This is a genomic window from Pseudomonas sp. TKO26 (assembly GCF_003225665.1).
Lineage (GTDB): Bacteria > Pseudomonadota > Gammaproteobacteria > Pseudomonadales > Pseudomonadaceae > Aquipseudomonas > Aquipseudomonas saponiphila.
Genome location: NZ_QKLN01000004.1, coordinates 248345 through 260536, shown reverse-complemented (window position 1 = coordinate 260536; position 12192 = coordinate 248345). Strand labels below are relative to the sequence as shown.

Sequence of the window (12192 nt, the reverse complement as noted above, 5' to 3'; positions counted from 1 at the left end):
CAAAGACCCGGCCCCCCTGCCCTCAGCTCATCGAGCTTCCGGCCCGGGGCGCCTGGGCGCAGAGTTGCAACAGGGCATCGGCGTCCAGGGGCGGGCTCAGATGCCGCCCCTGGACCTCATCGCAGCGAATGTCACGCAACGCGGCGAACTGCTCCGGGGTATCCACCCCTTCGGCGAGCACTTTCAGGCCCAGGGCATGCCCCAGGTCGACGATCGCCTGGACGATCGAGCGACCGGCCGGACTGCGACCCAGCCCGGCCACCAGACCGCTGTCGATCTTCAGGCCGTCCAGGGGATAGGTCCGCAGGTCCTGCAACGCCGAACAGCCACTGCCGAAATCGTCCAGCAGCAGTTGCACCCCAAGAGCCTTGAGCCCGCCCATGATGTCCTGCACCTGGCGCCCGTCGTCCAGCAGCGTCTTGTCGGCCACCTCCAGCACCAGACGCGAGGGAGCCAGCCCGCTCTGACCGAGCACCGAGCGGATCCTGGCCACCAGCTGGCCGCGCTGGAACTCGCAGGCCGACAGATTCACCGCCAGCTGCAGGTGTTCGGGCCAGCCGCGGGCGGCACGACAGGCCGCGTGCAGCACCCAGTTGCTCAGCGGCAGGATCAGCCCGGTGTCCTCGGCGATGGGCATGAACACCTCGGGCCCCAGCAGCCCACGCCGCGGGTGCTGCCAGCACACCAGCACCCCGGCGCCCAGCCATTGGCCGTCGCCCAGCCGATAGCGCGGCTGGAACTGCAGGCGCAACTGATCCTGGTCGATGGCGTGACGCAGGTCGCGCTCCAGACCGCGGCGCTCGATGATCCGCGCATTCATGTCGGCGGCGTAGAAACGCCAGGTGCTGCGCCCCGCCGCCTTGGCCTCGTACAGGGCCATGTCGGCATAACGCAGCAGTTCCTCGGCCTGGCTGGCATCGTCCGGGGCCCGGGCGACACCGATGCTGGCACTGATGAACACCTCATGCTCGGCAATGTAGAACGGCTCCCCGATACGCTGGATCAAGCGTCGGCACAGGCCGTCGATGTCCAACTGGGCCATCTGCCCGGGCACCACCAGCACGAATTCGTCGCCACCGACCCGAGCCACCAGGTCCTCGCTGCGCAGGCAGTGGGACAGGCGCTGGGACACCTCGTGCAGCACTTGGTCGCCGGCGGCATGCCCCAGCAGATCGTTCACCGGCTTGAAGCGGTCGAGGTCGACGCTGAGCATCAACAAGGGCTGCTGTAGCACCCTCAAGGCCGACAGTCGATCTTCGAGGTACTCGCGCATGCGCATGCGATTGGCCAGACCGGTGAGTGCATCGTGCTGGGACAGGTACTCGATGCGCCGCCGGGCCGCGACCTCCTCGGTGATATCGCTGGCGGTGCCACGGTAGCCGCCGCCGTCCATGGCCCGTACCGACAGGCGGCAGACTCGCGGTCGGCGCTGACCGTCCAGGTAGGCGCATTGCAGGATGCTCTGGGAACGCCGCTGCGAGGCGCTCAGCCAGTTGCGCAGCGATCCCTGCTCGGCGCTCAGCAGTTCATGCATCGGCCGTCCCAGGGCGGCCTCCCGGGACAGGCCGGTGACGGCCTCGAAGCGCTCGGACAGGTAAGTGAAGCGCAGCTGCGGATCCACTTCCCAGATCCAGTCGGAAGCGGCTTCGGCAACATCGCGAAAACGCTCTTCGCTGGCCTCCAGCGCCCCCCGACTGCTGCGCAGGGCCTGGACCTGATCATCGATGAGCCGCGCCGCCACTGCGGAGCGCCGCAGCAGCAGGATTGCCATCAGGCCCACCAGCAGCCCGGCCAGCAGCAACAGCGGGATCACCAGCACCAGCAACTGGTGCCCCGGTCGCGCCGGCTGCCAGTGCAGGGTTCCGGCACCGTTGGGCAGGCTCAGGGTCGGCTGCGGGCCCGGAGCCCCGGCGGCGACCTGCTGCAAGCGCTCGACGCCCGCCTCACGGCCCAGCACCAGCAAACGGCTCGAATCCAGCCACACCACGAACACCAGCACCGACTGCGGACCGCCATCGACCTGCACTTGCGGATCGCTGCCCGGGCTCAGCACGCTGGTGAACACCAGCGCCGGTGTCCCGCCGATCGCGTGATAACGGCTGAAGACCTTGCCATCGGGCGCCTGGCGCACCTGCGCCAGCCAGGGTTGCAGCGCATCGCCGAACCAGTCCCGGGCGTCCATCGCCTCCAGGCGACCGGCCACCAGCGCGTAGGCCGTGCGATCCGCCGGGTCGATGACAAACACCCCGTCAAAACCCAGGTCGCGGTACAGGGACGAACCGAAGTTGTGCCGGGTGTAGGCCCAGTCCGGATCGACCTTCAGGTGCAGGTGCTGATAGGCATCGCCCCACTGCGCATAGTCCTTGACGGTGCGACGGGCTTGGTTTTTCAGCGATTGCAGGGCCTGTTCGATTTCCAGGCGGTTGTGCTGCTCGGCGGCCAGGTTCTGGTCGAGGGCGATGTACACCAGCAACACGCCGGTGAAGATGAACAGCGCCAACAGCAATCCCGAGCATCCGAGCAAGGTGGCGCGGGCCAGCGCCTGATTCGAGATACCGCGCACCGGCGTCAGATCAAGACCTGGGTTTTCCATAGTGCTCCAAGCGCCATAGCGAAAAACCGACCCGTGTGCTCCAAGCCCACGCGGCCTGAGATGAAGCTTCTGCTTGCCTATTAGACGATAGACAGTATTTCCCCCCGAGCCTGAAGAAAAGCCGGGGAGGAAATCTGTGCAGCCATGGCGAAGGGGGTCAGGAAATGCCGCCGGCGACCGGCAAGAGACAGCCGGGGTCAGTCCTGGCCTGGGCGGGGAGTCACTTTGGGCAGCTGTTGCACCTGGTGATAGATGCTCAGGCCCAGCCCCTGGGCGATCTGCACCATGGCGTCGCAGCCGGCCGAGGGGCCACCGATGCGCAGCAGCGCGTCACAGCGTTGCAGCAGGCGCTCGGCATAGGCGTGGAAGCGCTGGTTGTAGACCTCGTCGCCCACCGCCCGGGACCCGGCCAGACGGGTCATGGGCAAGGCCACCCACTCCCCCAGCAGCGGGAAATGCCCGGCCTCCAGCACCTCGGCGGCGCACTGCTCCATGGCCTCGACATTACGCGCCAGCAACAGCGGATCGTCGCCGGTGCCGGAACGGTAGGGGCCGGCCACCAGCACCGTCAGGCTGCGAGGCTTGAGCACATGCAACTGCAGGTACTGCAGGAGCATGATGGTCTTGCCGTCGGCGATCTCGCCGCTCTTGATCATGTCCAGGGCCTGGTCGATATCCAGCTCCAGGACTTCGATGTCCTCGCCTTCGTGCTCCAGCCCGCCGCCCTCGTCGATGCGGTCCTCGGCCTGGTAATGGCCGATGAAGAAATGCACCCGTTCGGTCACCGAACCCGGACTCATGAAGGCATCGAAGACTTTCTGCACCTCCCCCACCCGGCAGCCGGTTTCCTCTTGCGCTTCCTGGCGGATGCGCACTTCCGGGCTGGCGTCGTCCAGCAGCCCGGCGGCGGTCTCGATCAGGTAGCCGCTGTGGTCGTTGACGAAGGCCGGCATGCGGAACTGCCGGGTCAGCAGCACCGTGCGCCGTTGCAGGTTGTACAGCAGGATCGTCGCGCCATTGCCGCGGTCGTAGACCTCACGCTCCTGGGCCTGCCAGCTGCCATCGCGGCGGCGCAGTTCGAAGCTGTATTTCTTCAGCACGTACCAGTTGTCGGAGAGGGTCTTCTCGGCAGTGATGCGGATCTTTTCCTCGCTCATGGCTGCTCCTGAGTCTGTGGGCCGGCGGGGCGAAACCCCGACAATTGTTCCAGCAACTGCGCGCGGTAGGCCGGAGTCAGGGCCAACCCGCCCGCCGCCTGATGCAGATGACCGTCCGCCAGCCGCGCGCGGAACCAGTCGCGGATGAAATCCGGGGCGTAGCCGCCGGTGCCGAAGCCCTTGGCGAAGGCGATCATGTGCTGATAGACCTGCAGGTAGGCCTCTTCGTCGGGGACTGGGTAGCGGTTCTGGTACAGCCAGAACTGCAGGTCATACAGCAGGTGCGACAGCGGGTCGGCGTGCAGGGCAAAGCAGCGCTTGTCCTGAACGATGCGCAGGGCGATCTGGCGGATCAGCGGTCCCAGGTCGGGCACATCGCGAAAGTCTTCGAGCAGCTCTTCCAGCAACGGCGAAAACGGCGCGCCGGCGACCGTGTCCAGGTCGTCCAGGTAATCCTGCTCCGAGGTGTCGTAGACGTCGGGGGACACCAGAGCGCGGACAAAAGCCTCGAAGTTCGGCGCCAGCACCGTCACCTCGTAGTCGCCTTCCTGGTCCACGTGCACCACTCGCGGTTCGCCCTCGGGGCCGCACTCGCGGTAGTCCAGGGCCACCATGTCGTGGCCGGCGGACGGGCAATTGCAGATGTACACCCCGAGGTCCGGGTAGCCCCACTCCTCGATCATGAAGCGGCTGCCCATGCTGCCGCCCAGGGAGTAGCGGGTGTCGCGACCGATGCTCAGGAAACTGTCGATTGCGCAGTGGTCCTCGGCCCAGGAGGTGCCCTGCTCCGTGGGACAACAGCACAGGTGCGGGCAGCCACCGTTGTAACGGTGCATGAACGCCACATAGGACGGCGGCAGCCGATAGCCCAGCAGGGCCTGCAACTCGGCGATCATCGCGGCGCTGGCCGGTGGCTGGTTGATCTTGGCACTCAGGTCATGGTCCCAGAACGCATCCAGGTCAATATCGTGGGGAAAGTCGCTCATCCGATGCATCCGTTGCGGTTGAAGGTCGGCCTGTGCCGAAAGCTGCACAGGCTACCGCAATCCTGCTTCAGAGCCACCAGCGCAGAAGGAAAAAGAAACCCATGCTCAGCAGCATGCTGAGCAGGGTATTGCGGGTGTAGATCACCAGCACGATGGCCACCAGCGAGCTGAGCAGGTAGGGGTTGTCCCAGTGCAAGTTCAACTGGTGGTCGGGCATGAACACGATCGGCCCGCAGATCGCCGTGAGCATGCCCGGCACGGCAAAACCGAGGAACTGCCGGGCATTGCTGCTCAGGCGCAGCGGCAGGCGCGGTTCGAGAAACACGTAGCGATTGAGAAAGACCAACAGGCCCATGCCGAAAATCACTGCCCAGACCATCATGCGCGCCCCCGATACAGCTTGTTGCAGACAAAACCCGCGCTCATCCCCGCCAGCCCCGCCAGCACCAGGGCCGAGCCCCAGTGCCAGTAGCTGAACAGCACCGAGCAGAACAGCGACACCGCGACACAGACCACGGTGGGTACATTGCGCACCAGCGGGGTGATCAGGGCGATGAAGGTGGCGGCGATGGAAAAGTCCAGGCCCAGGTGCTCAAGGCCCGGAATGCTCTTGCCCAGGACGATGCCCAGCAGGGTGAACAGGTTCCAGGCCACATAGAAGGTCAGGCCCACGCCCAGGGCGTACCAGCGGTCGAACTGCTGCCTGTCGTGGGCGCTGGTCAAGGCGAACAGCTCGTCGGTGAGCAGAAAGCCCAGGCCCACTCGCCAGCGTCCGGGCAAGGGCGAGATCACCGAGCGCAGGCTCATGCCGTAGAGCAGGTGCTGGGAGGTCAGCAGCAGCGTGGTCAGCAGGATCGAGAAGATCCCCGCCCCGCCCTTGAGCATGCCGATGGCCACCAGTTGCGCGGCACCGGCGAAGACGATGCTCGACAGCCCCTGGCCCTGCAACGGCGTGAGATTGGCCTCGATGGCCATGGAACCGGCCAGCAGGCCCCAGGGCGCGGTGGCCAGGGACAGCGGCACGATGGCGATGGCGCCGCGGATAAACGCGGCACGGGGTAGAAGAACGCTGGACATGACACCCTGCACACAGATAACGGACGCTGACTGTGCCAGCTGACACGGCGCCTGGCTTGAACGATCTTGCGCAATTGCCCACCGCCGCACTTTTTTGCAACCGCCAAACGCCGTAGGAGCGAGCTGGCTCGCGATGCACTCCAGAACGCCGCGTTGCCCCAGTGAACGCGGCGTTTTCGTTAACCACCACCGCGAGCCAGCTCGCTCCCACCCTTGATCAAGCGCCCGGACTGATCACGCTGGCTGAGCCGCGGCGGCCGCGACGCAACACCGGGGCCTGAAACGACAACGCCCCTCACGGTGGAGGGGCGTTGTCAGGTGACGCTAGAGGCGGATTACAGCTGGATCAGGTTGCTGATCTTCACGTCCGGGTCGACGTCGGCTTCGTAGTCGACACCTTCGATCTCGAAACCGAACAGGCGCAGGAACTCATGCTTGTAACCGACAAAATCGGTCATTTCGTAGAGGTTCTCGCTGGTCACCTGGTCCCACAGCTGCTTGACCCGATCCTGGACTTCGGGTTGCAGTTCCTTGTAGTCGGCGCGCAGGCGGCCTTCCTGGTCGATCACCGGCTCGCTGTTGTACAGGCTGTCCTTGTACAGGCCGTAGACCTGCTCGATGCAACCTTCGTGGCTGCCCTGCTCCTTCATCACCTTGAACAGCAGCGACAGGTACAGCGGCATGATCGGGATCGCCGAGCTGGCCTGGGTCACCACGGCCTTGAGCACCGATACCCGGGCGTCGCCGCCCAGGTCGGCCAGTTGCTGGCGCATGCCGATGACTTTCTGGTCCAGGTCTTTCTTGGCTTCGCCAATCGAACCGTTCCAGTAGATGTCGTGGGTCAGCTTCTCGCCCAGGTAGGTAAAGGCGGTGGTTTTCGCGCCTTCAGCCAGGACCCCGGCGTCGTGCAGGGCGTCGATCCACATCTGCCAGTCTTCGCCGCCCATCACCGCCACGGTGCCGTCGATCTCTTCCTGGGTCGCCGGCTGCAGGGTGGTTTCCTTGACGATTTCCTTGTCGGTATCGACACCGCGCAGGGTCACCGACTTGCCCAGGGGCTTGAGGGTCGAGCTCAGCACTTCACCGGTCTTGGGGTGGGTGCGGCGCGGAGCGGCCAGGCTGTAGACCACCAGGTCGATCTTGCCCAGGTCGCGCTTGATGGTTTCGATGGTCTCGGCCTTGACCGCGTCGGAGAAGGCGTCGCCATTGATGCTCTTGGCGTACAGGCCCTTTTCTTCGGCGAACTTGTGGAAGGCCGCGGTGTTGTACCAGCCGGCGGTGCCCAGCTTGCCGTCAACGCTGCCGCGCTCGAAGAACACGCCCAGGGTGTTGGCGCCACAGCCAAAGGCGGCGGTGATCCGCGCGGCCAGGCCGTAGCCGGTGGAGGCACCCAGGACCAGCACGTTCTTCGGCCCTGCGTCGATGGCGCCCTGCTGGGTGACGTAATCGATCTGCTGCTTGACGTTGGCTTCGCAACCCACCGGGTGGGTCGTCACACAGATAAAGCCGCGAACGCGGGGTTTGATGACCATTCACAATCTCCCAATTTCAATGTGCCAGGCGCCGGTAACGGCGGCGGCAGTGTCACTTGCTAAGGTCGTAGACGCTCACAATGGCTTCGCGTCACCAACGGATGGAATTTGTCCGGCCGGCCGAGGCTTGGCGCCCCGGTGCCGGCTTCCTCGGGCGGATACCCAGGCGGCCAGGGCCGAGACTCTAGCAGCTGCACCGGCCGGCTTCAGCATCCGCCCGGCGAAATTTATGCGTCGCCCTGCCCTCATCGTTGGCCGGCCGGGGTCGCCACGGCCTCAGGGCATCATGTCCAGGGGCAGTTGCTTGCCCTGGCTGCGGCGCGCTGCATACCAGTTCTGCAGCACGTCCGGCAGGCGCTGCTTCCACTCGCGCTCGGTGGTGTAATAGCGCACCCGCACTTCATCCGTGGGACCCGCCACGACCAGCAACGCGACCCACAACTGGCCCTGGGCGCCGCGCACGAAGATCGCCGCATTGGTATTGGCCAGCCCCCGCAGCCACATATCGGTGACCTCGGCGCCCTTGAGCTCGGCCGAGGTGTCCTGGGAGAACACCGAACCGCTGTCGAGCAGGGTCTGGTAATCCTCTTGCAGCAGCGCCCGGGCGCGCTGATCTTCTGCCTCGGTGCGCACCAGCGCGGTGGACAGCAGATCGTACTGGTTCTCCAGGATTTGCTGGGAGGCCACATAGAGGCCGTCGTAGTACACCCCCGAACCGGCGCCGCAGGCATAGGAGTCGCCTTCCTGGGTCACCTGCAACAGGCCGTTGCGCGGGGTAAAGCGCAGCTTGCAGCCCTCGACGCTGTAGCGGGCTTCACCGTCCTGGAGCCGCAGCTTGCCCGCGAGCGCACCAGAATTGGCGCCGCCCATGGCCGACAGGTCGAAGCTCAGACGATCTTCGTCGCTGCGCCGGATCACCAGCTCACCGCCGTAGAACGGGCTGACCGACACCCGCTGCCAGGTGCCCTGCCAGTTGAACGGGATATTCACATAGCGCAGCACCATCAGCCGGCTCAGGTATTGGCTGCGCAGGCAGCCCAGGTCGGCCTGGCACTGGTCGCGCTGCTTGAGCCATTCACGCTGGCCCAGGCGCAGCGCCTTGGGGTCCTTGGCCTCGGCCAGGGTGGCGGTCCAGGCCTTGCCCAGGCGGCTGTCCAGCCCGGCGGTATAGGGGTCGGCGCAGATGGCCTTTTCACTGGTGCTGGCGGCCTTGGCGCAGTCGAAACTGCTGGCCTGGGCGCCCTGGCCACAGGCCAGCAGCGCCAGCAGCAAGCCGCTGGCTCGCAGGGGATGAACAAGGGGGGCGAACATGGGTCGATTCCATTCAATGAAGGCCGCGCAAGGATACCTGCAGCGCAGCGATCTGCCGACGCCAGAATCGCCCCGGCATGGCCGGCCAAGGCCCGCAGTTTTAGCGCGACAGGCGCCGACCAGTCGTACTAAGCTCTGCGCTTTATCCCCCCCAAGGGCACTGCATGAAATGGATGCTGCAGGCACTGTTGCCGCTGTTGAGCCTCACCGTTCAAGCCGATGAGTTGCGCATGCTGACCGACAACCACCCGCCGCTGCACTTTCAGCAGGGCCCGCGCATGACCGGCTTCGCGGTGGAGGTGGTGCAAGCCCTGGCGCAACGCACCGGCGATCCGGTGCAGGTCCAGCAACGGCCGATGCTGCGCGCCCTGCGCGATGCTAGCGAGGATGCCGACACCGCGGTGTTTACCATCCTGCGCACCCAGGAGCGTGAATCGCGCTACCAATGGGTCGGCCCGCTGATGCGCACCGAAACCGCGCTCTACACCCGCAGCAACGACGATCTGCAGATCAGCGACTTGCACCAGACCCGGGGCCAGATCGCCGTACCGCGCAAATGGCTGGTCTACAGCTACCTCAAGCAGCAGGGCCTGGACAACCTGTGGGGCGTCGACAGCCCGGAAATCATGATGCGCCTGCTGCAGATCGGCCGCGTGCAGTACGTGGTCGCCGACACCATGAGCGTCAGCACCTTCGCCAGCAATGCGGGCCTGCCCTTGGAACAGTTGCGCTACCAGATGCCGCTGATGCACCAGGACGCCTACATCGCCTTCTCGCCCAAGGTCGATGCGGCCCAGGTGGCCCGCTGGCAGCGCGCCCTGGACGCGATGAAGGACGACGGCAGCCTACAAGCGTTCATGCAGCGCTGGCATATCGACCACCCGCCCCCGTAGGTGGGCGGATGCAAGCCATGACTCGCCTTGCCCAATCAAGCGCCATGCCCTCTGCCCGCAATGCGCGGCCCAGGCGCGCCAACCCCCGCCTGCTCAAACGACTGCTGATGCCGGGCTGAGCCCCGCACCAAGGAATGTTCCATGCCGACCTTTACCCCTGCCCGCCCGCTGCACCGTCTCCATTGCGCCGGCTGCGGCTGGCACCTGGCGATACTCGGTCAGAGCGACGCCAGCGTGCGCAAATGCCCCTGGTGCGGCAGCCATGAATTCAGCGACCAGCCGCCCAGCCGCAGTGGCGCCGGGCAGCTCCTGCAATGCAAACACCATGGCCCGGTGGTGGTGCAGGTGCTTGACGACAACATCGACAGCCAGGACTTTCTCGACAATCTGTATTGCCCGTTCTGCCCCTGACCCGTGGCCAACTGGCCAGCTGATTCTGCGAAGCGTTTTCTGACGCGCGCACGGCACTAAATCTCGTCCACAGCAGCTACATTCGCTACTATGGCGTGCCGATTTCTGCCTTTGCCGACCCGCCAAACCGGAGCTTCAATGCCTACCCCCAAGGACCTTGCCAGCGACAGCGGCGCGCCGATGATTCCCGAGCAACGCCGCGAGCAGATCCTGCGCCAGTTGCGCAAGCATCAGGTGCTCAGCGTGCACCAGTTGATGGAGATGTTCGACTGCTCGCACATGACCGTGCGCCGGGATATCGCCCTGCTGGAACAGGAAGGCCGCGCCCACTCGGTGACCGGCGGCGTGCGCATCGCCAGCCAGTTGCACAGCGAGCCCAGCCATCAGTCCAAGGCAGTGGTGGAGCTGCCGCAGAAGCAGGCCATGGCCAAGCTCGCGGCGGGCCTGTTGCACGCGGACATGACGGTCTACCTGGATGCCGGCACCAGCACCCTGGAGATCGTGCCCTACATCAAGGCGCTATCGGGAATGACCGTGATCACCAACGATTTCGGCGTGGCCCAGGCCTTGATGGATGCGCCCCAGGTCACGGTGATTCACACCGGCGGCCAGCTAGACCACTCCAACCATTCCTGTGTCGGCGGGCTGGCGGTGGCCACCCTGCGTCAGGTGGTCACGGACGTGGCCTTTATCTCCACCAGTTCCTGGGACCTGCGCCGGGGCATCACCACGCCCTCGGCGCTGAAGGTCGAGGTCAAGCAGGTGGCGATGCAGTCGGCGACCCAGGTGGTGCTGGTGGCCAGCAGCTCCAAGTACGGCACCTTCGGCATGTACAAGATTGCCGAGCTGGAGCAGTTCGACATCATCATCAGCGACGCCGCCCTGGCCCCGGCGGCGGCGGACGGCATCCGCAAGCACGGGGTGGAGTTGCTGCTGCCGGCGCCAGCCTGAGTCAGCGCTAGCCCCACACAACAGTCCGTGGCGAGGGAGCTTGCTCCCGCTCGTCTGCGCAGCAGACGCAATCCCTGCCCCCTCACTCCCTGAAACACCGCGCCGTCGAGGTTTGGGGCGGCTGCGCCGCCCAGCGGGAGCAAGCTCCCTCGCCACCAAGAAGCGCGCAGTGGCCGCTAGCGTTTTTTTTCAGTCTCGGTCATGAACTGCCCCAGCTCGCGGGCGTAGAACCGCGCCATGCCGGTGGTGCCATGCCCGCGGGTTTCGGCGCTGGCGGGAATCAGCAGCAGGCGAGCATCCTTGACCTGCTTGAGCGCCGCTTGCAGGGTGCCGGTTTCCGGCGGGTTGCGTTCATCGTCCGCCGAGTTGATCACCAGCACCGGGGCCTGGATCTTGCTCAGCCCCGGCGCGGCGTTGTAGTCCGCCGAGGACTGCCATTGGTAGATGAAATCGTTGGCATCGGCGGTCTGCGGCGCCTTGAGGCGCTCATCCACCAGTTTGTCGGCCTGGGCCCGGGTCGGCGCCAGGGCCTGATAAGCCAGGGTGCCGCCGCTGGTGCCGGTGGCGAACAGCGCGTTGGCCAGGCGCAGGGACGGCGGCTGGACCCGATAGTTGCCGTTGTCCCAGGCCGGATCTTGCTTGATCGACTCCACCAGCAGGCGGCGCATCATCCAGTTGCGCGACGCCATCTCGGTGGGCTGGGAAGCCATGGGCACCAGGGCGTCCATCATCTGCGGCCAGTTCTGGCCCCAGAGCCAGGTCTGCATGCCGCCCATGGAATTGCCGATGACCAGCCGCAGGTGCTTGATCCCCAGCCCCTCGGTGACCAGGCGGTACTGGGCCTGGACCATGTCGTCATAGTTGTACTGGGGAAAGCGCGCGCGCAGGCCATCGGAAGGCTTGCTCGACTGGCCAACGCCAATGCCGTCGGTGGCAATGATGTAGTACTTACTCGCATCCAGAGGCTGCCCCGGGCCGAACAGCTCACCGCCAAAGTCCTTGCTCAAGAGATCGCTGGCCGGCCGGTAAGTGCCGTGCAGGTAAAGGATCGCCGGGTGCTTGGGGTTGCCCAGGGTGATGTAGTGGAGCTTCAGGTTGGCGAGCTGTTCACCGTTGTGGAAGTTGAACTGCGGGGCGACCCAGTCGCCTTCAGTGGCCGTCGGCAGGCTGGCTGCCGCAGCCAGGGAGGCGACACCCAGGGCCAGAATCAGGCCGAGCGCGGCCTTGCAGGCAAAACGCTGCATGGGGAATGTCCTTGTTTTTATTGGAGAAAAGCCCCCT

At 65.6% G+C, this 12192-nt stretch carries 11 protein-coding genes; 3 read left to right on the top strand and 8 right to left on the bottom strand.

The annotated features are described in order from the left end of the window. Positions 1 to 22 precede the first annotated feature (22 nt). From DNK59_RS08330 to DNK59_RS08300, 7 genes are all read right to left on the bottom strand, one after another. Positions 23 to 2593, bottom strand: a complete 2571-nt coding sequence (locus DNK59_RS08330) for an EAL domain-containing protein (protein WP_110722896.1) — start codon at positions 2591 to 2593, stop codon at positions 23 to 25. Positions 2594 to 2790: 197 nt separating this feature from the next. Beyond that, complete coding sequence (gene nudK / locus DNK59_RS08325) at positions 2791 to 3750, bottom strand: GDP-mannose pyrophosphatase NudK (RefSeq protein ID WP_110722895.1); 960 nt, start codon at positions 3748 to 3750, stop codon at positions 2791 to 2793. Further along, the gene (locus DNK59_RS08320; RefSeq protein ID WP_110722894.1) at positions 3747 to 4736 is read right to left on the bottom strand and encodes an SMI1/KNR4 family protein; all 990 of its coding nucleotides are present in this window, start codon (positions 4734 to 4736) and stop codon (positions 3747 to 3749) included. Before DNK59_RS08320 ends, nudK begins: the two co-directional genes overlap by 4 nt. 67 nt (positions 4737 to 4803) lie before the next feature. Next, positions 4804 to 5115: an AzlD domain-containing protein gene (locus DNK59_RS08315; RefSeq protein ID WP_177431221.1), complete on the bottom strand. Its 312-nt coding sequence runs from the start codon at positions 5113 to 5115 to the stop codon at positions 4804 to 4806. Next, entirely contained in the window at positions 5115 to 5813 is a 699-nt protein-coding gene (locus tag DNK59_RS08310) for an AzlC family ABC transporter permease (protein WP_110722893.1), read from the bottom strand. Before DNK59_RS08310 ends, DNK59_RS08315 begins: the two co-directional genes overlap by 1 nt. Positions 5814 to 6148: 335 nt before the next feature. Then, complete coding sequence (fabV, locus tag DNK59_RS08305; protein ID WP_060839021.1) at positions 6149 to 7345, bottom strand: enoyl-ACP reductase FabV; 1197 nt, start codon at positions 7343 to 7345, stop codon at positions 6149 to 6151. Between the two features lie 276 nt (positions 7346 to 7621). Beyond that, positions 7622 to 8656, bottom strand: coding sequence for a lysozyme inhibitor LprI family protein (locus DNK59_RS08300; RefSeq protein ID WP_110722892.1), 1035 nt, complete (start codon positions 8654 to 8656; stop codon positions 7622 to 7624). Positions 8657 to 8820: 164 nt separating this feature from the next. Between DNK59_RS08300 and DNK59_RS08295 the strand changes: the two genes are divergently transcribed. From DNK59_RS08295 to DNK59_RS08285, 3 genes are all read left to right on the top strand, one after another. Next, a complete protein-coding gene (locus tag DNK59_RS08295) occupies positions 8821 to 9549 on the top strand; it encodes an ABC transporter substrate-binding protein (protein ID WP_177431217.1) in 729 nt (242 codons plus the stop codon). A gap of 141 nt (positions 9550 to 9690) precedes the next feature. Then, positions 9691 to 9960 carry a hypothetical protein gene (locus tag DNK59_RS08290; protein ID WP_110722890.1) on the top strand — a complete coding sequence of 90 codons (270 nt, stop codon included), beginning with the start codon at positions 9691 to 9693 and terminating at the stop codon, positions 9958 to 9960. Positions 9961 to 10098: 138 nt separating this feature from the next. Beyond that, positions 10099 to 10911: a DeoR/GlpR family DNA-binding transcription regulator gene (locus DNK59_RS08285; protein WP_092314360.1), complete on the top strand. Its 813-nt coding sequence runs from the start codon at positions 10099 to 10101 to the stop codon at positions 10909 to 10911. 176 nt (positions 10912 to 11087) lie between these two features. Here DNK59_RS08285 and DNK59_RS08280 read toward each other — a convergent pair whose 3' ends face one another. Beyond that, on the bottom strand, positions 11088 to 12155 hold the full coding sequence (locus tag DNK59_RS08280; RefSeq protein ID WP_110722889.1) for an alpha/beta fold hydrolase: 1068 nt from the start codon (positions 12153 to 12155) through the stop codon (positions 11088 to 11090). Positions 12156 to 12192 lie beyond the last annotated feature (37 nt).